We start from the raw sequence: 24,540 nt of genomic DNA, 5'->3' as shown, positions 1-24,540 counted from the left end.
CTCCCCGCCCGCATGGCGCCCGCGGGGACGGAGCCCCGCGACTCGGGTTGGAGGTTGAAGGTTGAAGGTTGAGGAAGCCTCCTCCCGGTTCCCGGTTCCCGTCTCCCGGTTCCCGAAACACCCGTTGGGCGCATGGCGCCCCGCGGGGACGGAGCCCCGCGGCTACGGGCATCCCCTCCCCGGCCCCGCCCCGCCCCGGGTTGGAGGTTGAAGGTTGGAGGTTGGCGGAGCCCCGTTTCCCTGGTTCCCGTCTCCCGCCTCCCAGCTCCCAGCTCCCAGCTCCCAGCTCCCAGCTCCCAGCTCCCAGCTCCCAGCTCCCAGCTCCCAGCTCCCAGCTCCCAGCTCCCAACTCCCTTCTCCCAACTCCCAACTCCCTTCTCCCAACTCCCTTCTCCCTTCTCCCAACTCCCTTCTCCCCGCCCCCGCGCCGCCGCGGAGCGGCGGCATCCCGCGGCGCCGCCGGCGAAAGCCGGCCCGCCATCCCCGCGGCGCCAGCCGCGCCACCGCCGGCGAAGCCGGCTCGCCATCCCCGCGGCGCCAGCCGCGCCACCGCCTACCCGAAAAACGCCTCCGCCGGCGCCACCTGCCCCGCCATCGGCGCAGGCGCCTCGTACCGCCGCAGCTCCCGCCGCTTCACCGGCAGGTAGCAATGCACGCACGCCCGCGGCCGCGGCAGCTCCACCGGCACCTGCACCCGGTAGACGCCGTGCTCCGGGCACTCCAGCTCGAACTCGATGACCTCGATGTTCATCGGCGACCTCCCCGGCGTCCTCCAGCGCCGCCCGCGCATGGATCGATAGCATAGATCGATATCCTTGCCCGTGAAGGGCCGAATGGCCGTCGAAATGTGAACGTTCGGCAAAATCCCCGGTTTCAGGCCTATTCGATAGCGAAATCTTCCAGCGCCGGCAGCTCGTCCTCCTCGTCCCACAACGCGTCAAGCCCCTCCGTCTCCAGCCGCGCCGCATCCGCGCAGCGGTCCCGCCAGCCGCAGAACCCGCAATGCACCCCCGGCGTCGCGAGGAACTCCTCCTCCGCCCGCATCACCCGCGCCATCCGCCCCAGGTAGCCCATCGTCCCCGCGGCGTCCTTCCGCGTCAGCTCCCGCACCCGCTGCTGCCCCGTCCGCAGATTCCACGCCACCGCCCGCACCGTCGCCTCCGGCGGCAGCCGCCGCACCGTCCGCACGATCACGTGCGCCAGGTCGAGCTGCCGGTCCACCACGTCGTCGAGGTCGAACTTCCCCGTCTTCCAGTCGATCACCTGCCACCGGTCCGGGCCCAGCCGGTCTACCCGGTCCGCTTTCGACCACACCGTGATGCCGAGCTTCCGCGATGGCGCCCAGCTGTCGAGCTCTGCCCAGCGCGCCTCCGACACGATCGAGCGGTGCGCCTCGATGCCCCGCTCGTACCACGCGCGCGCCTGCTCCCACCACTCCGTCCCCGGCCCCGCCGCCGCGTGCTTCGGCATCCGCAGGTAGGCCTCCAGCTCGGCGTACCCGTCCTCCGGCTCCCCCGTGTCGCACAGCTTCTGCATCGCCCGGTGGACCGCGTTCCCGGCGAGCGCCGCCGGGGTATCCTCCTGCTCGGGCCACGGCATCCCCGAGACGTAGGCGAACCAGTACTGCTTCCGGCACCGCCGGAACGTCTCGAGCTTCGTGTGCGACAGCCGGAAGGGCTCCTCGCCTGCCATCGCCCCGCAGTTTACGCTTCCCGAAAACGCCCCTCGACCATGCACGAACCAGCTCCGCTCGAAGGCATCCGCGTCATCGAACTCGCCAACTACGTCGCCGCCCCCAGCGCCGGCGGCCTCCTGCGCGACCTCGGCGCCGAGGTCATCAAACTCGAACCGCCGGGCGGCGAAGTCATGCGCGGCGTCGTCCCCACCGGCACCGGCGCCGGCACGGCACCGTTCAACTTCCTCTTCGAACTCGAAAACCGCGGCAAGAAGTCCGTCACCGTCGACCTCGAGGCGCCCGGCGGCCCCGACCTCGTCCACCGGCTCCTCGCCGGCGCCGATATCTTCCTCACCAACCTCCTCCCCCGCCGGCTCGCGAAGTTCCGCCTCACCCCGGAAGAAATCCACGCGCGGAACCCCCGCGTCGTGATTGTCGCCATCACCGGCTACGGCCTCGACGGCCCCGATGCCGACCGGCCCGGGTTCGATTTCTCCGCCTTCTGGACCCGCAGCGGCATCATGTCGCTCATCGGCCACCCGGGCAGCCCGCCCGTCATCAGCCGCATCGCGCAGGGCGACCACACCACGGGCATGGCGGCCGTCGCTGCCGCCCTTGCCGCCCTCCGCCTCCGCGACCGCACCGGCCGCGGGCAGGTCGTCGATATCTCCCTCCAGCAGACCGGCCTCTACACCATCGCCACCGATGTCGCCAAGACCCTCATCGACGGCCGCCAGCCTCGCCGCTTCGACCGCACCGCGCCCGAAAACCCCCTCTTCAACACCTACCCCACCGGCGACGGCCGCTGGGTCATGCTCGTCCACATGACGCCCGACCCCTACTGGCCCCGCCTCTGCCGGGTCATCGGCCGCAGCGACTGGGCTGCGGACCCGGCCCTGGCCACCATGGCGGGCCGCCGCCAGCGCGGCGCCGAACTCGCCGCCGGCATCGAACAGGCCTTCCTCGCCGAAACGCTTCCCTCCCTCGCCGAAAAGCTCGACCGCGAAGGCCTCATCTGGGCCCCCATGGTCGAACTCCCCGACGTCGTCGCCGACCCCCAGCTCCGCGGCCGCGGCGCCTTCCAGCCCCTCGAAACACCCGCCGGCACCTTCGAAACCGTCGCCGCGCCCTTCCGCATCCGCGGCGCCGACGTCCGCGTCCGCGGCATGGCCTCCGAACCCGGCGCCGACACCCTCGAGGTCCTCCGCGAGGCCGGGCTGGGCGACGACGAGATCGCCGCCCTCGCCGAGTCCGGCGTCTTCGGCTGAGGCTCGTGGCTCTCCGGCGCGCCGCCGCCCATAATTCACGCATGAGCGACGACCCCTTCGGGCAGTCCATCGCCTCCCTCGCCAACTGGATCCCCACCGGCGAACCCGCCACCGGCCAGCGCGCCGCCCTCCACCGCCTCGCCGCCGCCATGCGCACCGTCGCCGAAGCCCTCACCGACATGCAGGCGGAGGAGGCCGACCTCCTCGCTGCCGCCGAGGCGATGGAGCAGTTCGGCGCCCGCCTCGAAGCCACCCGCACCGGCCACCGCCCGTGGGGCTTCGCCGAATCCGCGCCCGCCGGCGATGCCCGCGCCATGTTCGACCGCAGCCCCGTCATCGGCCTCGGCAACCCCGTCGCGCCCCCGCTCCGCATGGAGATCGACGGCGACCGCATCCTCGGCCGCGCGAACTTCGGCGCCCAGTACGAAGGCCCGCCCGGCCACGTCCACGGCGGCATCATCGCCGCCGCCTTCGATGAAGTCCTCGGCATGGCGCAGGCCCGCACCGGCCAGCCCGGCATGACCGGCACCCTCACCATCCGCTACCGCCGGCCCACGCCCCTCCATACGGACGTCGTCTTCGAAGCCCGCGTCGACCGCGTCGAGGGCCGCAAAATCTTCGCCGCCGGCACCCTCCATGCCGGCGAAACCCTCTGCGCCGAGGCCGAGGGCATCTTCATCTCCGTCGATTTCAGCCAGCTCCGCCGCGCCTGACGCCCGCCTGCCACGTGTTGCAATGCCCCCGCAATGCCGCCGGCGCGCCGGTTACGCGCCCGCGATGCCCTTCGCGCTACGCTCGAAGCAGCACGAATGGAGGTGCATCCCACATGGCAACCGCAACCGCCGCGAAAAACACCGTCACCCTCTCGGCCGCCCGGAAGAACGAAATCGCGGCCGACCTCAACACGTCCCTCGCCCATCTCATCGACCTCGCCCTTCGCGCGAAGCAGGCCCACTGGAACGTCACCGGCCCGAACTTCCACGGCCTCCACGAGACCTTCGACGCCATCGCCCGGGACGTCCGCGACTACGCCGATGATATCGCCGAGCGTGCGCGCGCCCTCGGCGCCCTCGCCCAGGGCACCCTCAGCGACGTCTCGGTGAAGTCGACCCTCGGCGGCTTCCCCGCCGACGCCGCCGACTGGAAGCCGCTCGTCCAGGGCGTCCATGATGCCCTCGTCACTACGAGCCAGGTCATCCAGGGCTTCGCCGCCCGGACCGAAGACGACCTCGCCACCCAGGACGTCTACATCGAAGTCATCCGCGGCCTCGACAAGTGGGCCTGGATGCTCGCCTCGCACCTCGCCTGACGTTTCCCCCGTTCCCCCGGGCCTGCGGGCGTGCCGCCGCCCCCGCAGGCCCGTTCGCGTCTCCACGCCCGCGCCTCCGTCCCGCGGTCGATGCCTCAAGGCCGGAGGTTGACGGGTCCGGGACGCGCCGTTCACTCCCTCCCAACTCCCAACTCCCAACTCCCAACTCCATCGCCGCCGGGCTCCGTCCCCGCGGAGGGCCGGCGAGGCCCACCCGCACGCTCGCACCCACCGGTTCCCGCCGCCTCCCGGTTCCCGCCTCCCGCCTCCCGGTTCCCGCCTCTCGGGAACATCCGTTGGGCGCATGGCGCCCCGCGGGGACGGAGCCCCGCGGCTACGGTTGGAGGTTGGAGGTTGGAGGTTGGAGGTTGGAGGTTGGAGGTTGGAGGTTGGAGGTTGGAGGTTATCCTCCCTCCCGGCTCCCGGCTCCCGGCTCCCGGCTCCCGGCTCCCGGCTCCCAGCTCCCATCTTCCAACTCCCAACTCCCCACTCCCGCCTCCACCGCCGGCGCGGAGCGCCGGCATCCCGCGGCGCCGCCGGCGAAGCCGGCCAGCCATCCTCCGCGGCGCCAGCCGCGCCACCGCGCTCCCTAGAACTTCGAGTAATCCGGCTCCCGCTTCTCGAGGAACGCCTGCACCCCCTCGCGGAACTCCGGGCTCGCGAGGCACGCCTTCTGCTGCGCCCATTCGAACGCCAGCTGGTCCGCCAGCGACGTCCCATCCAGCGACCGGCGGACCGCCCGCCGCGTGTACGTCATCGCCGAGGGCGGCAGCGCCCCGTACTCCCGCGCCGTCGCCAGCGCGGTCTCCATCAGCTGGTCCGCCGGCACGACCTTCGAGACGATCCCCAGCAGCAGCGCCTCCCGCGCGTCCACCATCCGTCCCGAGAAGAAGAGGTCCGCCGCTTTCTCCGGCCCGATGAGCCGCGGCAGGAAGTACGAAAGCCCGCAATCCGGCGCCAGCGCCCGTTTGATGAAAATCGTCGAAAAGCGCGCGTCCTCGCTCGCGATGCGGATGTCGAACGCCGAGCAGAGGCCGAAGCCCCCGCCCACCGCCACCCCGTTCACCGCCGCAATCAGCGGCTTGTCGCAGTGGTGGAGCGCGAGCACCACCCGCCCCACATCGCCGATGTCGTCGACCGCCGCGAACCGGCGCCCGTGCTCGTCCGCGCCCGCCGCGCCGATCGCCTGCAGGTCGGCCCCCGCGCACCACGCCCGCCCCGCACCCGTCACCACGAACGCTTTCACCCGGTCATCCCGCCGCCCCTCTTCCAGCGCAGCGACGAACTCGGCGAGCAGCGTCCCGCCCATCGAGTTCATCCGCTCTGGGCGGTTGAACGTAAGCACCATCACGGGACCGTCCCGTTCGACCAGGCAATCAGGCATCGCAGGGGCTTCCTTTCACAGGCAGAATCGGCCCGCCGGGACCGGCCGGCCACGCCGATTCTGCGCGAACGCGCGCGCTCGCGAAACCGTCCGCGTCAACGGGGGGGCGCCATCAGCCACGCGTCGACCGGCACCAGCGCCGCCATGTCGCTCGCCGACGCCCCGCAACCGAAGTCGGCGCTCACCACTTTCCCGTCCCGCACCATCACCATGAACGCGAGCGAACCATCCGAGAACACGACACCGAGTGTCCCAACCGGGAGCCGCTCGACCCGCGGGTGCTTCTCACCCGGCCGGAAGATTCCGTACACCTGCGGCGCCGGGTACCCTTCCGGGCGCCGCACGAACAGCCCTTCGAGCTCGTGCTCGTACACGAAGTTGTGGCAGCTCGCGGCGGGGAATACCGGCACTTGCGTCCCCGCTGCCGCACCCGCCGGGCACGGCGGCGCCTCCGTATCGATCCGCACCTCGGTGATGCACGGCTCATCCCGCCGGGCCAGCAGCGGCGCAATCCGCGCCCAATCCCGGGAGACGAGGGCGTCGATCACGGGCTGCAGCGAGGGTTCCACCGTCGCGCTTCCCCCGGGCCCGGCCGTCGCTGTCGCTGTCGCTCTCGCCCCTGCGGTTGGCGTCGCCGCTGGCGTTGCTGCCGGCTTTGCTGCGTCCTCGTCATCGTCCGAGCAGCCCGCGGCCCCGGCAGCGACAAGTGCCGCCAGCAGCACCAGCGGCACGCGCCGCATCCACCGATGAATTCGCATCATCCGCTCCGTTCCTCCGTAAATTCCTGGCGTGCTCCCGTCGTTGAATCCGCCCAGTCGTGGAATCATCAGTACTGACCAGCGCTAATAGTACAGGATCAGCTGCGAAGGCGAGACCGTAGAACCTTGAGGCGGATTGATGTACTCGATGATCCCGTCATTCGCGAGGTGGCCGAAGTGCAGATGCGCGGGACTTCCGCAGCTCGCCACGGTGTAACCAACGTACAACCACGTTTCAGACTGCCCGGGAGCAATGTCGGCCGACCGTCCCCAGAGAAAGGAATGGTCGCCGAGATGAACGTAATTCACCGTTCCGTAGTAGTAGTACGTGTTTCCTGTATGCCGATACAGGTGAAATTTGCTGCCCGGACATGAGCTGGTTCCCTGGTAGTTGTACACCTCGTAATAGAGGTAGTCTGAAGAGCTTGGGTTTTGCAGGTTCGAATAGACGCTCACCCCGCTCGCGGAAAGGTCGAGCGCCCGCTCGCCGTAGCTGCTCCCGTGACTCCACTCGGAGGTGACGGTCGCGCTGGCTGCCAGCGGAGCCCGTACATACCCGTAATGGGCCGCGACGGTGGATGCGGTCAGCGCGGCGAGCACGACGGCCGCAATCGCGGTCGAAAATCTGGCACAACCGGACTGGACGAACCAACCAGCACGCCGCGCCAGGTGTTTCCTTACGGGAACCATATCAGCCCTCCCTCCCCGTGCCGCGGACCACCGCCTCCAGTGCAGCGATGAACGCGCCATCCGACGTGAACCCCGTCCCCTCCGCCGCCACGACCCATTGCCCGGACGCGGCCCACGCCTCCCGCGGGCCGAACCCGCCCGCCACGCGCTCCGATGGCACGAATGCCCGGAACGCCCAGCCGTGGATATCGAGGTCGAGCTCCCGTACCACCGGGCTCGATGCCGGCCGGACCAGCGTCACCCCGCCGCACTGGGTCCATGCGGCAATGCGCAGCCCCCGGCGCTGGACCGGGTCCTCGAGGAATGCACGCACGTGCGTCGCCCCGGCCGCCGTTCGCACCTCCACCGACCGCACCGAAAATCCCGGCACCGGCTCCAGGCCCTCCAGCCGCAGCGGCAGGCCCGCCGCATCGATGGCCCCGGGGCGTTCGGCAGCCGCCGCGTCGGCCAGCTCCGGCAGGAGACCGAGCGATTCCACCGCGCCCGAGGCTGCCACCGTGACCCCCGCTGGCGCAGGTGGGCAGGCAGCCGAGCCTGTGCCGGGGCCACCAATGCCGAGCACCGCCGCAATCCCGCTCAGGGCCGCCAGGCCCCCGCCCGCCGCCAGGATGCTCCGTAGCAGAACAGTTCTTGAGACTCGCATCGCCCCAGGTCCTTTGAAGGGCTCTGGAGCTTCCGCTGCATGGCTTCCGCTCCAGGCTGCTCGAACCGTATCAAAGGTACTCGCGGTTTGCAATATCCGACCTGACCCGGCCAGCCGCAAAGCCCCACCGGGGCCGCCGCTCCCGGGCGGCCCGTCGACCGCACCCCTCTAGCACTCTCCCGTTGCGAGTGCTAATATGCGCACGCTACCCTCACACCAGCAGCAACCCATAGGAGGAAACGCATACCCCATGGCTGCCAAGACCGCGACCAAGACGGACACCAAGTCCAAGCTCATCCCCCTCGCTGACCGCGTCGTCATCGTCCCCCTCAAGCAGGAAGAAATCACCGCCAGCGGCCTCGTGATCCCCGATACCGCCAAGGAGAAGCCGCAGCAGGGCGAAGTCGTTGCCGTCGGCCCCGGCCGCCTCGATGAAAACGGCAAGCGCGTCCCCATGGACATCGCCGTCGGCGACCGCATCCTCTACGCCAAGTACACCGGCACCGACGTCAAGATCGACGGCCAGGATTACATCGTCCTCAACGAGAAGGACATCCTCTGCAAGGTCGAATACTAACGGCCGCCACTCTCGGGGGGCGCGCAGCCCGGGCCTTCGCCCGCCGCTGACGCGCCCCTCCGCGCGAAGAACGGAGCTATCCCATGGTTGCCAAGCAACTGCTGTTCGATGAATCCGCGCGCCGCCGCCTCCGCGATGGCGTCGATGCCCTCGCCGACGCCGTCAAAGTGACCCTCGGCCCCCGCGGCCGCAACGTCGTCATCGATAAGAAATACGGCGCACCCAACATCACCAAGGACGGCGTCACCGTCGCCCGCGAAATCGAGCTCGAAGACCCCTTCGAGAACATGGGCGCCCAGCTCGCCAAGCAGGTCGCGACCAAGACCAACGACGTCGCCGGCGACGGCACCACCACCGCTACCGTCCTCGCCCAGGCGCTCGTCCATGCCGGCATGAAGGTCGTCACCTCCGGCTATAACCCGATGATGGTCAAGCGGGGCATCGAAGCCGGCCTCGCCGAAGTCGTCAAGGACCTGCGCGCCCAGGCGAAGCCCGTCCTCACCAAGGAGCAGATCGCCCACGTCGCCTCCATCTCCGCCAACGACAAGGAGATCGGCGAGCTCATCGCCGACGTCATGGAGAAGGTCGGCAAGGACGGCGTCATCACCGTCGAAGAATCCCGCGGCATCAAGTTCGAAACCGAATTCGTCGACGGCCTCCAGCTCGACCGCGGCTACGTCTCCCCCTACTTCGTCACCAACCCCGACCGCATGGAAGCGGTCATCGAAAACCCCTACATCATCATCACCGATAAGAAGATCTCCTCCGTCCAGGAGATCCTCCCCCTCCTCGAAAAAGTCCTCCAGGTGACGAAGGACATCGTCATCATCGCCGACGACGTCGAAGGCGAAGCCCTCGCCACCCTCGTCGTCAACAAGCTCCGCGGCACCATCAACGTCCTGGCCGTCAAAGCCCCCAGCTTCGGCGACCGCCGCAAGGCCATCCTCGAAGACATCGCCATCCTCACCGGCGGCACCCTCATCACCGAGGACATCGGCCTCAAGCTCGATACCGCCACCGTCGCCGACCTCGGCCGCGCCCGCCGGGTCGTCGCCAACAAAGACGACACCACCATCATCGAGGGCATGGCCAGCGACGAGAAGATCCAGGCCCGCATCAAGCAGATCAAGGCCCAGATCGAAGACGCCACCAGCGAATTCGACCGCGAAAAGCTGCAGGAGCGCCTCGCCAAGCTCGCCGGCGGCGTCGCCGTCATCAAAGTCGGCGCCGCTACCGAAGTCGAGCTCAAGGAAAAGAAGGCCCGCGTCGAAGACGCCCTCAGCGCCACCCGCGCGGCTGTCGATGAAGGCGTCGTCGTCGGCGGCGGCGTTGCCCTGATCCGCGCCCAGAAGGCCCTCCAGGCCCTCGAAAAGAAGACCAAGAACGAGGACGAAAAGGTCGGCATCCGCATCCTCGCCGAGGCCCTCGAAGCCCCGACCTTCACCATCGCCGAAAACGGCGGCCTCGAAGGCGCCGTCATCGTCGACCGCGTCAAGAAGCTCACCAACCCGAACGAAGGCTGGGACGCCGAGACCAACACCTGGGGCGACATGTACGAACTCGGCATCGTCGACCCCGTCAAGGTCACCCGCTCCGCCCTCGAGAACGCGGTCAGCATCGCCGCCCTCGTGCTCACCACCGAAACCCTCGTGGCCGAGATCCCGCAGCCGCCCGCCGCGCCGCCGCCTCCGCCCGAGGACTACTAACCCCGCATCCCGCCCTCATCACACGCCGGCCCCGGTCATCGCGACCGGGGCCGGCGCTTCGTTTCGCCCGGGGCCGCGGCTCAGTCGAACAGCAGCACCGTCCGGGCCACCTCGCCCGCCTTCATCGCCCGGAACGCCTCGTTCACGTCCTCCAGCCGGCCCGTCCGCGTGATCATCTCGTCCAGCTTCAGCCGGCCCTGCATGTAGAAATCCACGTACCGCGGCATGTCCTTCAGGAACCGGTTCGAACCCATCGACGAGCCCTGGATCCGCTTCTCCTGCAGGAAGCTCGGGCCGTCCAGCTCCACCTTCTGGCCCACCGGGATCATCCCGATGATCGTCGCCGTCCCGCCGATGGCGAGGCATTCGAACGCCTGCTCCGCCGCCCGCTTCAGCCCGATCGCCTCGAACGAGTACTCGACGCCCCCGCCCGAGATCTCCCGAATCGCCTCCACCGGGTCGCGGCTCGAGGCATCCACCACGTGCGTCGCGCCCAGCTCCTTCGCCTTCGCCAGCTTCGACTCCACCGTATCCACCGCGATGATCATCCGCGCGCCGCCGATCCGCGCCCCCTGGATTGCCGCCAGGCCGACGCCGCCGCAGCCGAAGACCGCCACCGAGGCGCCCGGCTCCATCTTCGCCGTGTTCAGCACCGCGCCCACGCCCGTCGTCACCCCGCAGCCGATGAGCGCCGCCGCCGCCAGCGGCATGTCCTCCCGGATCTTCACGATCGCGTTCTCGTGGAGCAGCATCTTCTCCGCGTACGAACCCAGGTTCGCGAACTGCACCACCGGCGTGCCGTTCCACGTTAGCTTCGGCGGCATGTCCGCGCTTCGCTGCCGGCTCGGCGCCCGGCACAGGTTCGGCCGGCCGCTCACGCACATCTCACAGTGCCCGCAGAACACGCTCAGGCAGCAAATCACGTGGTCGCCCGGCTTCACGTAGGTCACCTGGTCGCCCACCTCTTCCACGATCCCCGCCGCCTCGTGGCCGAGAATCGCCGGCGCCTGCAGCGGGTACAGCCCATCCACGAAGTGCAGGTCGCTGTGGCACACGCCCGAGGCGACCGTCCGCACGATGACCTCCCGGCCCCGCGGCCGGTCAATCTCCACGTCCTCGATGGTCAGCGGCTGATGCGGGCCATGGAACACCGCAGCTTTCATGGGGTAGCGTCCTCCTTCTCCTGCTGCCGAATCGGCGCGCGGAGTCTACCCCATCGGGCCGGCCGCGTGGCGAGCCCCGCTACCGCGTTTTCAGCAGGTCGCGAATCTCCCGCAGGAGCTGAATCTCCTCCGGCGTCGGCAGGTCGGCCGGCGCCTCGCCCCGCTTCCGCCGCTCCATCAGCAGGTTCACCGGCTTGATGATGAAGAAGAAAATCACCGCCGCCACGATGACGAAGTTCACCACCGCTTCGAGGAACAGCCCGATCTCGATCGTCGCGTCGCCGACGTCGAAGTTGATGCTCGCGAAGCTCGGCTGACCCACGATCGCCGCGATGAACGGCGTCAGGATGTTCGCGACCATCGAATTCACCACGGTCGTGAACGCCGCGCCGATGACCACCGCAATCGCGAGGTCGAGCACGTTCCCCCGCAGGACGAAATCCCGGAACTCTTTCAGGATGCCAGCCACCTTGGTCCTCCGTTTCCGGCCGGGGGCGCCCGCCGGATGGCGGATTCTCGGTGCCGCCCCGCGCAACGGTCAAGATGCGCCGGCCAGGTGCCGGGGCGCGCCGCCCTGGAGGAACGCCGCAGCGCGGCCGGCGGCGCAGCCCCGCACCCACACGTACGCCCGCGCCGCCCCGCCCCGATCAGCCCCGGGCGGTCAGCGCCACTGCCCGAACATCCCGCCCGCCGCCGGCCACGCGTCGCCCGTCCGCGGGTCCAGCAGCCAGCTCATCGCCGGCAGCTCGCCCTTCTCGCCCGCGTAATCCTGCACCGTGAAGGTCAGCAGCCCCGCGCCGGCGGGCCGCAGGTCCAGCACGTTCACGAAGGGGTAGACCCGGCGTTCGCCCGTGCGCAGGTTCGCGACCACGATGCCGTTCCCACCGTCCCCCTGCAGAAGTTCGTGCCACGCGACCGTCTCCTCGTCGGCCCAGGCGGACGTCAGCCCCGGCGAGCCGCCGCAGCGGCCCCTCACGAACCCCGGCGCCGGCCGCGCGAACTCCCGCACCGACCCGCTCTCGAGGTCCACCACCCGAACCGGCCCCGTGAACGGCACGAGCAGCGCCTTCGTCCCCGACGGCGATACCGTCAGCTCGCCCGGCCACTCCTCCGGCGGCACCGCCAGCGGAATCGTCCGCTCTCCTCCCTCCAGGGTCTCGACCCGCAGCCCGGCGTCCGGGACCCACGTCACCACGCCGCTTCCATCGGGGAGCCACGCCAGGTTCCACGATGCCGGCCCCGCGAACGGCCGAACCTCCCGGAACGGCGGCGAAGTCCACCCGTAGCCGCCCGGGCACGCATCGCACACCGCCGGGATGCGCACCGCGAGGCGGTCGCCCGGTCCCCACATCACCGGCAGCGCGCCGTTCAGCTCCGCCGCCGCTCCGGTCGCCGTATCGAACACCACACCGCCCGCCATGTCCGGGTCGAACTGTCCCGCGGCGACGAAGCGCCCGGATGGCGACAGCGGCGACGGCCGCACGCCGCTCCAGCCCGCGTTGAACGGCAGCCACGGGCTTCGGGACACCGTCCCGCCGCTGTCCGCCGCGGCCACCTGGCTCCATTCGCCCAGCGCCCCCGCCACGGCGGTCACCGAAGCGAAGGGGCCGAAGCCCTGCCGCGCTCCCGGCGCCGGCTCCGTGTACCGCACTGCTACCCAGCCTCTCCCCAGCGCATACCGCCAATTTTCGCCATCGGCGTCAGCGGGTTCGCCCCAGAGCCACAGCAGCGTCCCCTCGGCCGCGCATTCCCGCGGCGCGCCCTGCCCCGAAAGCCCCGGCAGGTAGCGCACGTTCAGGCAGTCGCCGTCGCCCGTCCGCACCCGCACCGGGTCGGCCGTCACCGGCCCGAAACCGGGCCAGTCGCCCGCTGGCGGCGCCGAGCGCGCTGGCGCCGCAGGCGGCGGGGTCCACGGTGTCGGCGTCGGCGCCGCCAGCGCCGTCGCCGTCGGCGAGGCCGCTGCGGTTGCCCCCGGCGCGGTGGCGGGGCTTTCCGCCCGCGTCCCCGCCGCGGCTGCGCCGGCGATGAGCGCCGCGCAGGCGGCAGCCAGGACCAGGTTTCGCCGGCGGCCACCGTGCAGCATCCGCGCCACCTCCCGGGCCATCGCCCTGTCCTTGAGGACGTCCCCTGCCGGCCAAAAGTTCCCCGCTCCCGGGCGGAGGCTGGAGGTTGGAGGTTGGAGGTTGGAGGTTGGAGGTTGGAGATTTGAGGTTGGAGGTTTGAGGTTTGAGGTTGAGGTTTGAGGTTTGAGGTTTGAGGTTTGAGGTTTGAGGTTTGAGGTTTGAGGTTTGAGGTTTGAGGTTTGAGGTTTGAGGTTTGAGGTTTGAGGTTTGAGGTTACTGTTCCTCCCAGCTCCCAGCTCCCAGCTCCCAGCTCCCAGCTCCCAGCTCCCAGCTCCCAGCTCCCAGCTCCCAGCTCCCAACTCCCAACTCCCCGCCCCGTAGCCGCGGGGCTCCGTCCCCGCGGAGGGCCGGTGAGGCCCACCCGGGCGTGCGCATCCACCGCTTCCCGCTCCCCGTCTCCCGTCTCTCGCTTCCCGCCTCCCGGGACATCCGTTGGGCGCATCGCGCCCCACCCCGTAGTCGCGGGGCTCCGTCCCCGCGGAGGGCCGGTGAGGCCCACCCGGGCGTTCGCATCCACCCGCCTCCCGCCTCCCGCTTCCCGCTTCCCGCTTCCCGGTTCCCGCTTCCCGTCTCCCGGTTCCCGCCTCCCGTCTCCCGGGACATCCGTTGGGCGCACCGCGCCCGCCCCGTAGTCGCGGGGCTCCGTCCCCGCGGAGGGCGGGCGAGGCGCGGACGAGGCGGGCGAGTGCCTGCTCGTAGTCGCTCCGTCCCCGCGGAGGGCCGGTGAGGCCCACCCGGGCGTTCGCATCCACCCGCCTCCCGCTTCCCGCCTCCCGGTTCCCGGGACATCCGTTGGGCGCATGGCGCCCCGCGGGGACGGAGCCCCGCGACTACGGTTGGAGGTTAGAGGTTGGATGTTGACACTCCCTCCCTCCTCCCTCCTCCCCGCCCCCTGCGCCGCCGCGGAGCGGCGGCATCCCGCGGCGCCGCCGCCGAAGGCGGCCAGCCATCCCCCGCGGCGCCAGCCGCGCGAGCGCCGGCGAAAGCCGGCCCGCCATCCCCCCCGCCGGCCCCTACCCCATCGGCGCCCGCCGCCGCCCGATGAACCGCTTCGGCAGCCGCACCGTGAATGCCGCCCCCTGCCCCGGCCGGCTCGCCACGGTCGCCGTCCCGCTGTGCGCCCGCACGAGGTGCTTCACGATCGCCAGCCCCAGCCCCACCCCCGCGTTCGCCCGCGAGGCATCCGACTTGAAGAACCGCTCGAACACCCGCGGCTGGTCCTGCTCCGGGATGCCGGGGCCCTCGTCCCGCACGGTGATTGCGACGAGGTCGCCTTCGTCCTGCGCCGTCACCCACACGCGGCCGCCCGGCGGCGACCACTTCACGGCGTTGTCGAGCAGGTTCGTCGCCACCCGGAGCAGGGCGGCCCGGTCCGCCTCCACCTCGAGCTCCGTGCCCTCCACGATGATCGTGACATGCCCGGCCTCCGCCCGCGTCTGCAGCAGCCCGGCCGCTTCCGCCAGCAGCTGCCCGACCTGCACCGGTTCCGGCTTCAGCTGAATCGCTCCCGATTCGATGCGCGACAGGTCCAGCAGCTCGTTCACGAGCACCGTCAGCCGGTCGACCTGCCGCAGAATTCGCGTGTAGAACTCCGGGGCTTCCGCCGGCTCGACCCCGTCGGCCAGCGTCTCCACCAGCGCCCGGATCGAGGCAAGCGGGGTGCGCAGCTCGTGCGAGACGTTGCTGACGAAATCCCGCCGCACCTGGTCGAGCCGCTGCACCTCCGTCAGGTCGGTCAGGATGAGCAGCACTGCCCAGTCGCCGCCCTCGCGGATCGGCAGCGCCGCCGCCCGGAGCGGCACCCGGGCCGTCCCGAAGCTGATGATCGCCGTCTGCCCGCGCCCTTCCTCCGCAGCCCGGCGGACGAGCGCCTCCAGTTCGTAGTCCCGCGCCACCTCGATGAGCCGCCGGCCGATCGCGTCGGCCATCGGCATCTGGAAGAGCGCTGTCGCCGCCGGGTTGAGGAACCGCACGCTCGTGTCCGCGCTCAGCGCCGCCATCGGGTCGGATGAGGCATCGAACACGGCCTCGAGCCGCGCGTGCTCGAATGCGACGCTTTCGAACAGCGTCGCGACCCTGCCGGCCATCACATTGAACGCGCGCGTCAGCTCGCCGGCCGGCCCCGGCTCATCCGGCACGCGCTGCGCCAGCTCGCCTTCGGAAATCCGCTCTGCTGCCTCCACGACGGTCCGCACGGCCCGCGACGGCCGCCAGAAGGCGAAGTACCCGGCGGCCCCGCCGGCCGCTGCCGTGGCCGCGAACGCGAGCAGCTCGCGCATGCCCGGCCCGTCGCTCACCAGCCCCGCGAGGAATCCGACGACCGCCGCGAGCAGCGCGATCCCCGCGCCCCGCGCCGCCAGGTCCCGGCTCATCGCTCAGCCTTCGAAGAGGTAGCCGCTCCCCCGGATGGTCCGCAGCCGGGTCGGGTTGGCCGGGTCGTCCTCGATTTTCTGGCGCAGCCAGCGGACATGGACGTCCACCGTCCGCGGCCCGCCGTAGAAGTCGTAGCCCCACACGTCATCGAGGATCTGCTCCCGCGAGAACACCTTTCCCGGGTGTTGCGCGAAGAATAGCAGGAGTTCGAATTCCTTCGGCTTCATGCGGAGCACCCGCCCGTTCCGCGTCACCTCCCGCCGCTCCCGGTCCAGCGCAAGGTCGCCCGAGACGATGACGCTCGGGCCTAAATCCGGCGCCGCCCGCGGCCCGGACCGGCGCAGCAGCGCCCGGATGCGCGCCATCAGCTCCCGCATCCCGAACGGCTTCGCCATGTAGTCGTCGGCGCCCGTATCGAGCCCCGCCACCCGGTCGCCTTCCCCGCCGAGCGCCGTGAGCATGATGATGGGAACGTCCGAGTCCCGCCGCAGCATCCGGCACACCTGGATCCCGTCGATCCCCGGCAGCATCACGTCCAGCACGATCAGGTCCGGGTGCTTCTCCCGCGCCAGCCGCAGCCCGTCGTCGCCCCGGGCTGCCGTCAGCACCTGGTAGCCTTCGCGCTTCAAGTTGTGCGCGAGGGTGAAGAGCAGCGACTCTTCGTCTTCGACGACCAGGACTTTCGGGTGGCGTTCGCTCACGGCGGCCATTGCGTACTTTCATCGTACGCGAGCGTGTTAACGGAAAGGGAACGGAAACGCGGGGGCGCCCAACGCCCCCGGCCGGTACACTCGAACCGATGACCAGTGCGCCACCTTCGCGGCCGCGCCAGCTCGCCGGCTACGTCGCCCTCGGGTTCGCGGCCGTCTTCGCTATCGGGGCCGGTGTCTACTTCTTCCTCCTCGCCCCGGATGAAGCGGCGGCGCCCGGGAGCCCCGCCCTCCCCACCGTCTACCCCAACACCGGCCCGCTCGTCCCCGACCGCCCCGAGATCGGCAAGCCCGCGCCCGATTTCGCCCTCGTCGATGCCCGCGACACCTCCGTGGTCCGCACACTCTCCGACTTCCGCGGCAAGGTCCTGCTCCTCAACTGGTACGCCAGCTGGTGCGACCCCTGCCGGCGCGAAATCCCGGCCTTCCTCGCCGCCCGCGAGGCCCTCGGCGGCCAGCTCGAAATCCTCGGCATCGATTACCTCGAGCCGCCCGAGAAAGCGGTCGGCATCCTCGATGAGCTCGGCGCCGATTACCCGGCCCTGCTCGATGCGAACGGCTCCGTCGCCAGCCACTACCGCATCCCCGGCATGCCGACCACCTTCCTGATCGCGCCCGACGGCACGCTCCTCGCTATGCGCGCCGGTGAACTCCGCGAAGCCGAGCTCGCCGACTTCCTCGCGAAAGCCGGCCTCGAGTACCGGCCGAACTAGGCGCCCCGGCGCACTCACCCCCGGTCGGTTTCGAGCCACCACGGCCCGCCGCCCACCGGCGCCGCGCCCCGCCGCTCCTCCTGCCCCGCCCGCGGCCCCGGCCCGGCGCTCCGTCCCGTCTCGTCCTCCGACCGCCACCAGCCGAACGCCGCCGCCATGATCACCAGCAGCGCCGTCAGCGCGATCACCAACCGCCGCGTCCTCAGGTAGTGCGGCATCTGCGCTCCTCCTCTAGGCGATATCGAACCGTTCCGCGCGGATGTGCCCCGCCGGCACGCCGTGCGCCAGCAGCGTCCGCTCGGCGAGGTCCATCAGCGGCGGCGGCCCGCAGACGAGGTAGTGCGTCCCTTGCGTCCCGAACCGCTCCACGAGCTGCTCCACGGTCGCCGCCGTCGGCAGCCCCGCCTGCCCGGTCCAGCCCGCCGGCGCCTCCCGCGGCAGCAGGATCAGCTCCAGCGGCCGCTCCGCCGCCATCCGCTCCAGCTCCTCCCGGTACACCATCCCCTCCAGGCTCCCCGCCGCGTACAGCAGGGCCATAGGCCGCTCGTCGCCGCGGTCGCGCCACGTCCGCAGGATGCTCATGATCGGCGTGATGCCCACCCCGCCCGCGATGAAGACCGCCCGCTCCGCGCCGGGCTCGAGCGTGAACGCCCCGTAGGGCCCGTCGAGGTACGCCCGCGTCCCCGGCCGCACCTGCCCGATGCGCGACGTCCAGTCGCCGAGCTCCTTGATCGTGAACTCCACCCGGCCGCGCTGCTCCGCGCTCGAGGCGAACGAGAACGGATGCTGTTCGAGCGAAAACGGGCTCGCACCGATGGTCACCCACGCGAACTGGCCGGCCTCGAACCGCAGCCCCGCGTGGCCCTCCGGCTCCAGCGCCACCGTCCACGAACTGCCCGGCTCGCGCCGCACCTCCGCCACCCGCCACGGCCGCCGCCCCATCCGCCACGGCCGCACCACGCGCGTGTAGCCCAGCAGGCCGATCGCCCCCGCCGTCAGCACCGTCCAGAGCGCCCGCTTCCACCAGTCGTCGATGTAGAAGCCGACCCGCAGCACATGGACGAGCCCGATGAACACGATGAGCGTCGCCAGCACCGCGTGCGCCAGCCGCCACCATTCGTACGGGATGCCGAGCGCCCGCCGCCAGAGACTGCTGACGAGGATCGCCGCCAGCGCCAGCATCGCCACCCACAGCGCCCCCGCCCGCGCCAGCCCCTCCCGCGGGTCGAGGAAATCGAGGAACCGGTCGTCCGCCGCGATTGCCAGCACCGGGTGCGCGAGCACCAGCGCGAACGCCGAGATGCCGGCCTGCCGGTGGAGCTGCATTAGCGTGTCCAGCCCGGAGCCCGGCGCGATCCAGCGGAACCGGGCCGTCAGCGCAAACTGCAGCCACATCATCGCCAGCCCGATGAACCCGAGCGCCACCGAGAACTCCAGCAGGAACTCCCGCCCCCGCCGGTCGTGGTCCACCGCCGCAATCCACGGCATCGCCGCGATGATGAGCACGTACGCGGCCGTCCAGGCAGCTGCCTGCCTCCTGCTGCGTGACATCAGCGTCCCCCTTGCCGGTCTCCCCCGAGAGTGTGGCCTCCCGGCCTGCCGCCCGCTACCGCCGGTCGGCCGGCACCGCCGGGGCCGCTGGCCCGTCCCCCGGCACCCGCCCGCCTATAATCGAACCCCGTGGCCAGCGAACCCGTCGTCGATTTCGGCTTCCGCGGCCGCGAGCCCGCGCCCCAGTCGCCGCAGGTCAGCCCGCTCCTCCGCCAGCGCATCGAACGCTGGAAACAGCAGCTGCTCGATGTCTCCCGCCGCAACCGCGGCATCAACTACCGGCCCGCCCGCAACACCCTCGCCCTCCCCCTCGGGCCGGAGGAAACCTGGCACGCCCTTCTCGCCCAAGAATCCGCCGTCGAGCTGACGGCCCGCCAGTTCGCGCCCGACGCCCCGAACCCCACCGAGGACGAGCGCGCACGCGCCGCGTTCGATGCCGCCCGCCGCCTCATCGACCGCGCCCGCGAGGCCGACCGCGAACAGGGCATCCGCGTCCTCTTCCTCGCCCTCGGCTGGCTCGACTGGGTCGATGCCGATGGCCACCGCCTCCGCTCCCCGCTCATCCTCATCCCGGTCGACCTCGACCTCGACCGCGCCGCCCGCGCCATCCGCATCTCCCCCGCGGACGACGACGCGCCGGAGGTGAACCCGTCGCTCGCCTACGTCCTCCGCGCCCAGTTCGGCATCCGCCTCCCGGCGTTCGAAGACGAAGACGGCGAGCCCCTCTTCGATGGCCTCGAGGCCTACCTCGCGGCCGTCCGCGCCGCCATCGCCGCGCAGGACGGCTGGTCCGCCGAGGCCGACGGTCCCGCGGTCGACGTCTTCGCCTTCGCCAAGCTCGCCATGGTCGAAGAGCTCGAGCGCAGCGCCGGCCGCCTCGCCGCGAGCCCCGTCATCGCGCGCCTCATCGGCGAGTCCTCCCCGCCCGCCGGCGGCGCGCCGCCCGACGCCGAGCCTGCCGCGCCCCGGCCGCCGATCGACGAGCGGGTTCCGCCCGGCAGTCTCCATGTCGTCATCGACGCCGACGCCTACCAGCTCGAAGCCGTCGCCATGGCCGCCGCCGGCCAGAGCTTCGTCATCGAAGGGCCGCCGGGCACCGGCAAGTCGCAGGTCATCACCAACATCGCCGCCGAACTCCTCGCCGCCGGCAAGACCGTCCTCTTCGTCGCCGAGAAACGCGTCGCGCGCGAAGTCGTCCTCGAAAACCTCCAGAAGGCCGGCCTCGGCGAAGCCTGCCTCCACCTCGCCATCAACGCCGGCGCCGGCGCGCGGGCCGATACGAAAGCCGCCGTCATCCGCGAAATCATCGAGACCCTCGATGCCGGGCCGCCGCCGGCCCCGCCGCCCGCCGACCTCCCCGCCCGGGTCGCCGAGGTCCGCCAGCGGCTGAACGCCCACGCTGCCGCCATGGCCCGCCCCCTCGGGGAGGGCGGCTGGACGACCCTCTACGACCTCATCGGCCTCGCCGAGGCCAGCCGCGCCGACCGCCGCCAGCTCCCCGGCATTCCGCCGCTCGAGAGCTGCAGCCGCTACTGGCTCGACGACGCTGCTGCCGAGTTCGCCCGCCTCGACCGCCTCCCCTCGGGCGCCCTCGAAGCGCTCGCCGGCCCCTGGGCCGCCTTCCGCGGCCCGGGCGCCGCCGACCCGGCAGCCTTCCGCGCCGCGCTCGAGCGCATCGCCGCCGCGCCAGCCGCTGCTGCGTCAGCGCTCGACGGCGCCCTCGCGCCCGGCGCCCCGGACCCGGGGGCCCGCACCCCGGCGGACCTGGCCGCTGCCGCCGCGCACCTCGAGGCGTTCCCCGCGCTCGAGCGCCGTGCCGCCTCCCCGCTCCGCTTCCTCGCGCCGGGCTACTACCGCGCCCGTACGGCTGCCGCCGCGGCCCGCCGCGCCGGCTTCCAGCCCGTCCCGAACGCCGCGGAGCGCGCCGCCCGCCTGCGCGCCCTCGCCGAGCAGTACGCCGCCGATACCGCGCTGCTGGCGCCGGCGTTCGGCAGCGAGCACCCGCTCGGGGGTCCTGTCGCGCACGCTGCCGCCTGGGCCGCTGCCCTCCTTCCCGGCCTCGACCACTGGCACGCGCTCGCCGAGGCCGCCGACGCTCTCGCCGAGCTGGAGCGGCTCGGCATGCGGAGCGCGGCCGCCGCGCTCCTCCGCGATGCTTCCGCCCGCGGCCGCCTCGAAGCCGCCGCCCGCGCCTCGGTGCTCGGCGCCTGGGCTGATGCCGCCATCGCCGCCGCGCAGCCCCTCACCCCCACCCAGTACGAGCGCCTCACCGAATCGCTCGCCCGGCTGGAGCAGGAGCTCATCGGCGCCGCGCGGGCGGATGTCCTCGGGCGGCTCCGCGCCCGCCGCCGCAGCCTCGCGCCGCGCACCCCCGCCATGCAGCAGCTCGCGAAGTACCACCGCGCGAAGCGACGCCCGGCCCTCCGCACCATGCTCGGCACCACCCGCGAGGCGGTCCAGCTCCTCAAGCCCTGCCTCCTCATGAGCCCCCTCGCCGCCGCCCAGTACCTCTGCCACGGCGACGACTCCCGCACCTACCGGTTCGATTGCGTCATCCTCGATGAAGCCTCGATGGTGCCCACCGCCGACATGGCCGTCGCCCTCAGCCTCGCCCCCCAGGCCATCATCGTCGGCGACTCGAAGCAGATGCCGCCGACCAGCTTCTTCAGCCGCGACCTCGGCGAAAACGGCGCCCTCGAAGAAGACGACGTCACCTTCGAAAGCATCCTCGACGAAGCCGCTCCCGCCCTCCCCTCCACCATGCTCCAGGCGCACTACCGCAGCCGCGACGAGACGCTCATCGCCTTCTCGAACGTCCACTTCTACGACGGCCGGCTCGTCGCCTACCCGGATGCGTGGGGCTCCCGCCCCGAATCCGGCGTCCGCTTCGAGTACGTCGCCGATGCGGCCTACGGCCGCGGCGCTACCCGCGCCAACCCCGCCGAGGCGGCCCGCTGCCTCGCCCTGCTCCGCCAGGAGCTCGAGGCCTCCGGCTTCAAGCGCCAGGTCTCCATCACCGCCATGTCCATCGCCCAGCAGCAGGAGATCCTCCGGCAGGCGGAGGAGGCCGCCCTCGCCGACCCCGTCATCCGCCGCTGGCTCGATGAAGGCGGCACCGTCCGCAACCTCGAAACCGTCCAGGGCGACGAGTCCGACGTGATGATCCTCAGCGTCGGCTACGGCCGCGATTCCGACGGCCGCCTCATCATGAACTTCGGCCCCATCGGGCAGGAGAAAGGCGAGCGCCGCCTCAACGTCGCCATCACCCGCGCCCGCTGGAAGACCATCGTCGTCTCCTCGCTCCGCGCCGCCGACATCGACCCCGCCCGCGCGACCTCCACCGGCGCCCTCCGCCTCCGCGACTACCTCGATTACGCCGAGCGCGGCCTGCCGGCCCTCCAGGCCAGCGGCCGCTTCGCGCCACGCCAGCCCGGCCCCTTCGAACAGGCCGTCCGCGCCGCCCTCGAAGCCCGCGGCCTCCGGGTCGTCCCGGCCGTCGGCGCCGGCGGCTACACCGTCGACCTCGCCATCGCCCACCCCGACGACTCGGAGCGGTACGTCCTCGGCATCGAATGCGACGGGCCGGGCTACCGGGCCGTCCCTGCCTGCCGCGACCGCGAGGTCGGCAACCCGGCCGTCCTCCGCCGGATGGGCTGGAGCCTCCACCGCGTCCTCGCCGCCGCCTGGTATCGCGACCCCGAGGCCGAGCTCGCCCGCATCCTCGAGCGGTACGAGGCCGCGCTCCGCGCCTGAGCGTCCGCTATTCGGCCAGCGCGGAGTAGACGATCGCGCGCAGCTCCCGCCGGATGTTGTACGCGTTCGACGGCATCAGCTGCGTCATGAAGATGACGACCAGGTCCTCCAGCGGGTCGATCCAGAACGTCGTGCTCGCCGCGCCGCCCCACGAATACTCGCCCGGCGTCCCGGAAATCTGCGCCTTCGCCGGGTCCAGCGTCACCGAGAACCCGAGCCCGAAGCCGATCCCCGCGAACGTCGTCTCCGCCCACCGGCCGAGGGCGTGAGTCGCGAGGTCCTTCCCGTCCGGCAGGTGGTTCTCCGTCATCAGCTCCAGCGTCTTCCGGCCGATGATGCGCGCGCCGTCCAGCTCGCCGTCGTTCAGGAGCGCCGCGCAGAACCGGAAGTAGTCGCCGATGGTCGACACGAGCCCGCCGCCGCCCGAGAAGAACGTCGGCTCCTGCAGGTACGCACTCTCCGCCGGGTCATCGATGAGCCGGATGCCCTTCGGCCCCCAGCCGTAGCAGGCGGCGAACCGCTCCCGCTTCTCCGGCGGCACCCAGAACGCGGTATCCCGCATCCCAAGCGGCTCGATGATGTGCCGCGCGAGGTACTGGTCGAACCGCTCTCCGCTGATCACCTCGACGAGGTAGCCGCACACATCCGTCGAGACCGAGTAGTTCCAGTGCTCGCCGGGCGAAAACTCCAGCGGCAGCTCGGCCAGTGCCTCCACCATCCCCCGCAGCGTCCCGTTCAGCTCCACCGTGCCGATCTTCCGCTCCCGGTACATCGCGTCCACGTTCGTCCGCTCGAGGAAGCCGTAGGTCAGCCCGCTCTGGTGGGTGAGCAGGTCGCGCACCGTCATCGGCCGGCTCGCCGGCTTCGTCACCAGCGTCGGGCCGCTGCCCATCACGTAGACCCGCAGGTTCGCCCACTCGGGGATGTACTTCTCCACCGGGTCGTCGAGCTGCACCAGCCCGCGCTCGTACAGCTGCATCAGGGCGACCGACGTCAGGGGCTTCGTCATCGAATAGATGCGGAAGATCGTGTCCTCCCGCATCGGCACGCCCCGCTCCCGGTCCGCCATGCCGTACGCCGCGAGGTAGCCGATTTCGCCCCCGCGGGAAACGAGCACCAGCGTCCCCGCCAGCCGGCCCGAATCGACGTACCGGTGCAGGTGCTCATCGAGGTAGCCGAGCCGGGCCGGGTCCAGCCCGAGGTCGGTCGGCGACGACGTTTCGAGGACGGCCATGGCGACAACCCCCGCGCAAACTCCGCGCGCGAGCCTACCAGAAACGGCCGAACCGTGTTCGCTACACCGCGGCGACGATGCGCGGGAGCACCTGCCCGATCGGTTCGCGCAGCACCGCGTGCGCCAGCCCGTCGTACGGCGTCTCCTGCGCGTTGATGATGACGAGCCGCGCGCCGTTCCGCAGCGCCACCTCGGGCAGGTACGCCACGGGGTAGACCGTCAGTGACGTGCCGATGGCGAGGAACAGCTCGCACCGCGCCGCCGCCCGCTCCGACCGCGCGTAGTCTTCCGCCACGAGATTCTGGCCGAACGAAATCGTCGCCGACTTCAGGATGCCGCCGCACCGCCGGCACGGGGGATCGTCCTCGCCGGCCCGCACCCGCTCGAGCACCCGCTCGATGGGGCCGCGCTCGCCGCAGCCCATGCAGACGAACTCCCGCAGGTTGCCGTGGATCTCCACCATCCGCTCGAGCGAGTTCCCCGCCTTGAGGTGGAGGCTGTCGATGTTCTGGGTGATGAGGAGCTCCAGCTTCCCCTTCCGCTCCAGCTCTGCCAGCGCGAGGTGGCCGGCGTTCGGCTCGGCATCGGTCCAGAGCCCGCCTTCGACCCGGCCGCGCCACGCTCGGACCCGCACCTCCCGGTCCGCGAGGTAGGTCTGGAGCGTCGCCGCCTTCTCGGCGCCCGGGTTCTTCGTCCAGAGCCCGTTTGGCCCGCGGAAATCCGGGATGCCCGATTCCGTGCTGATCCCCGCGCCCGTCAGCACCACCGTCGAGCGGCTCTCCCGCAGCCAGTCGGCCACCTGCCGGACCGCAGCATCGAGCGTCGTCTCCATCGCCAGCCTCCTTCGAGCGCCGCGCCGCGCGGCCTCCTCTCGAGTCTAGGAGCGCGGGCCGCGCGCGCGTCAATTGAC

The 24,540-nt window shown here is 71.4% G+C and carries 24 protein-coding genes; 9 read left to right on the top strand and 15 right to left on the bottom strand.

Annotated elements, in window-relative coordinates; all coding sequences use genetic code 11:
• Positions 1-553: 553 nt before the first annotated feature.
• Both O0235_RS05380 and O0235_RS05375 read right to left on the bottom strand, forming a co-directional pair.
• Entirely contained in the window at positions 554-790 is a 237-nt protein-coding gene (locus O0235_RS05380; protein ID WP_270057512.1) for a hypothetical protein, read from the bottom strand.
• An 89-nt stretch (positions 791-879) separates the two neighbouring features.
• Complete coding sequence (locus tag O0235_RS05375) at positions 880-1,692, bottom strand: PD-(D/E)XK nuclease family protein (protein ID WP_270057511.1); 813 nt, start codon at positions 1,690-1,692, stop codon at positions 880-882.
• 39 nt (positions 1,693-1,731) lie between these two features.
• Here O0235_RS05375 and O0235_RS05370 point away from each other — a divergent pair, with 39 nt between their 5' ends.
• The 4 genes from O0235_RS05370 to O0235_RS05355 all read left to right on the top strand — a co-directional run bounded on the left by O0235_RS05370 (position 1,732) and on the right by O0235_RS05355 (position 4,845).
• The gene (locus tag O0235_RS05370; protein ID WP_270057510.1) at positions 1,732-2,943 is read left to right on the top strand and encodes a CaiB/BaiF CoA transferase family protein; all 1,212 of its coding nucleotides are present in this window, start codon (positions 1,732-1,734) and stop codon (positions 2,941-2,943) included.
• 41 nt (positions 2,944-2,984) lie between these two features.
• Positions 2,985-3,656, top strand: a complete 672-nt coding sequence (locus O0235_RS05365; protein ID WP_270057509.1) for a PaaI family thioesterase — start codon at positions 2,985-2,987, stop codon at positions 3,654-3,656.
• Between the two features lie 113 nt (positions 3,657-3,769).
• The gene (dps, locus tag O0235_RS05360) at positions 3,770-4,252 is read left to right on the top strand and encodes a DNA starvation/stationary phase protection protein Dps (protein ID WP_270057508.1); all 483 of its coding nucleotides are present in this window, start codon (positions 3,770-3,772) and stop codon (positions 4,250-4,252) included.
• Positions 4,253-4,548: 296 nt separating this feature from the next.
• Positions 4,549-4,845 (top strand): hypothetical protein, encoded by a 297-nt coding sequence (locus tag O0235_RS05355; protein WP_270057507.1) that lies wholly within the window; start codon positions 4,549-4,551, stop codon positions 4,843-4,845.
• On the opposite strand, the gene O0235_RS05350 is transcribed toward O0235_RS05355, so the two are convergent.
• From O0235_RS05350 to O0235_RS05335, 4 genes are all read right to left on the bottom strand, one after another.
• Complete coding sequence (locus tag O0235_RS05350) at positions 4,842-5,636, bottom strand: enoyl-CoA hydratase/isomerase family protein (RefSeq protein WP_270057506.1); 795 nt, start codon at positions 5,634-5,636, stop codon at positions 4,842-4,844. The two genes, O0235_RS05355 and O0235_RS05350, sit on opposite strands and share 4 nt — an antisense overlap.
• A 95-nt stretch (positions 5,637-5,731) precedes the next feature.
• Positions 5,732-6,205, bottom strand: a complete 474-nt coding sequence (locus O0235_RS05345; protein ID WP_270057505.1) for a hypothetical protein — start codon at positions 6,203-6,205, stop codon at positions 5,732-5,734.
• Positions 6,206-6,478: 273 nt separating this feature from the next.
• Positions 6,479-7,084, bottom strand: coding sequence for a hypothetical protein (locus tag O0235_RS05340; RefSeq protein WP_133117472.1), 606 nt, complete (start codon positions 7,082-7,084; stop codon positions 6,479-6,481).
• Between the two features lies 1 nt (position 7,085).
• On the bottom strand, positions 7,086-7,562 hold the full coding sequence (locus tag O0235_RS05335; RefSeq protein ID WP_098502682.1) for a hypothetical protein: 477 nt from the start codon (positions 7,560-7,562) through the stop codon (positions 7,086-7,088).
• A 415-nt stretch (positions 7,563-7,977) separates the two neighbouring features.
• Between O0235_RS05335 and groES the strand changes: the two genes are divergently transcribed.
• Both groES and groL read left to right on the top strand, forming a co-directional pair.
• Entirely contained in the window at positions 7,978-8,304 is a 327-nt protein-coding gene (gene groES / locus O0235_RS05330) for a co-chaperone GroES (protein ID WP_270057504.1), read from the top strand.
• 83 nt (positions 8,305-8,387) lie between these two features.
• Positions 8,388-10,010: a chaperonin GroEL gene (gene groL / locus O0235_RS05325; RefSeq protein WP_270057503.1), complete on the top strand. Its 1,623-nt coding sequence runs from the start codon at positions 8,388-8,390 to the stop codon at positions 10,008-10,010.
• An 80-nt stretch (positions 10,011-10,090) separates the two neighbouring features.
• Here the strand turns inward: groL and O0235_RS05320 are convergent, their stop codons facing one another.
• From O0235_RS05320 to O0235_RS05310, 3 genes are all read right to left on the bottom strand, one after another.
• Positions 10,091-11,173 carry a Zn-dependent alcohol dehydrogenase gene (locus O0235_RS05320; RefSeq protein WP_270057502.1) on the bottom strand — a complete coding sequence of 361 codons (1,083 nt, stop codon included), beginning with the start codon at positions 11,171-11,173 and terminating at the stop codon, positions 10,091-10,093.
• Positions 11,174-11,252: 79 nt separating this feature from the next.
• Complete coding sequence (gene mscL / locus O0235_RS05315; RefSeq protein WP_270057501.1) at positions 11,253-11,642, bottom strand: large conductance mechanosensitive channel protein MscL; 390 nt, start codon at positions 11,640-11,642, stop codon at positions 11,253-11,255.
• A gap of 192 nt (positions 11,643-11,834) precedes the next feature.
• Positions 11,835-13,256 (bottom strand): WD40 repeat domain-containing protein, encoded by a 1,422-nt coding sequence (locus O0235_RS05310; RefSeq protein ID WP_270057500.1) that lies wholly within the window; start codon positions 13,254-13,256, stop codon positions 11,835-11,837.
• Here O0235_RS05310 and O0235_RS05305 point away from each other — a divergent pair.
• Positions 13,248-13,382 carry a hypothetical protein gene (locus O0235_RS05305; RefSeq protein WP_270057499.1) on the top strand — a complete coding sequence of 45 codons (135 nt, stop codon included), beginning with the start codon at positions 13,248-13,250 and terminating at the stop codon, positions 13,380-13,382. The genes O0235_RS05310 and O0235_RS05305 overlap by 9 nt on opposite strands.
• A gap of 927 nt (positions 13,383-14,309) precedes the next feature.
• Here O0235_RS05305 and O0235_RS05300 read toward each other — a convergent pair.
• On the bottom strand, positions 14,310-15,668 hold the full coding sequence (locus O0235_RS05300) for a HAMP domain-containing sensor histidine kinase (RefSeq protein WP_270057498.1): 1,359 nt from the start codon (positions 15,666-15,668) through the stop codon (positions 14,310-14,312).
• A 3-nt stretch (positions 15,669-15,671) separates the two neighbouring features.
• Positions 15,672-16,379, bottom strand: coding sequence for a response regulator transcription factor (locus tag O0235_RS05295; RefSeq protein WP_270057497.1), 708 nt, complete (start codon positions 16,377-16,379; stop codon positions 15,672-15,674).
• 89 nt (positions 16,380-16,468) lie between these two features.
• Here O0235_RS05295 and O0235_RS05290 point away from each other — a divergent pair, with 89 nt between their 5' ends.
• Positions 16,469-17,092, top strand: a complete 624-nt coding sequence (locus O0235_RS05290; RefSeq protein WP_270057496.1) for a TlpA family protein disulfide reductase — start codon at positions 16,469-16,471, stop codon at positions 17,090-17,092.
• 14 nt (positions 17,093-17,106) lie between these two features.
• Here the strand turns inward: O0235_RS05290 and O0235_RS05285 are convergent, their stop codons facing one another.
• Positions 17,107-17,310: a hypothetical protein gene (locus O0235_RS05285; RefSeq protein WP_270057495.1), complete on the bottom strand. Its 204-nt coding sequence runs from the start codon at positions 17,308-17,310 to the stop codon at positions 17,107-17,109.
• Positions 17,311-17,323: 13 nt separating this feature from the next.
• Positions 17,324-18,643: a ferredoxin reductase family protein gene (locus tag O0235_RS05280; protein WP_270057494.1), complete on the bottom strand. Its 1,320-nt coding sequence runs from the start codon at positions 18,641-18,643 to the stop codon at positions 17,324-17,326.
• 129 nt (positions 18,644-18,772) lie between these two features.
• Between O0235_RS05280 and O0235_RS05275 the strand changes: the two genes are divergently transcribed.
• Positions 18,773-22,396 carry a PDDEXK-like endonuclease domain-containing protein gene (locus tag O0235_RS05275; RefSeq protein WP_270057493.1) on the top strand — a complete coding sequence of 1,208 codons (3,624 nt, stop codon included), beginning with the start codon at positions 18,773-18,775 and terminating at the stop codon, positions 22,394-22,396.
• Positions 22,397-22,403: 7 nt separating this feature from the next.
• Here the strand turns inward: O0235_RS05275 and O0235_RS05270 are convergent, their stop codons facing one another.
• On the bottom strand, positions 22,404-23,630 hold the full coding sequence (locus O0235_RS05270; protein ID WP_270057492.1) for a serine hydrolase domain-containing protein: 1,227 nt from the start codon (positions 23,628-23,630) through the stop codon (positions 22,404-22,406).
• Positions 23,631-23,691: 61 nt separating this feature from the next.
• On the bottom strand, positions 23,692-24,462 hold the full coding sequence (locus tag O0235_RS05265) for an SIR2 family NAD-dependent protein deacylase (protein WP_270057491.1): 771 nt from the start codon (positions 24,460-24,462) through the stop codon (positions 23,692-23,694).
• Between the last annotated feature and the right edge of the window lie 78 nt (positions 24,463-24,540).

It is taken from the genome of Tepidiforma flava (genome assembly GCF_027594505.1).
Taxonomy (GTDB): Bacteria; Chloroflexota; Dehalococcoidia; order Tepidiformales; family Tepidiformaceae; genus Tepidiforma; species Tepidiforma flava.
This window is presented reverse-complemented; position numbering and strand designations above follow the sequence as displayed.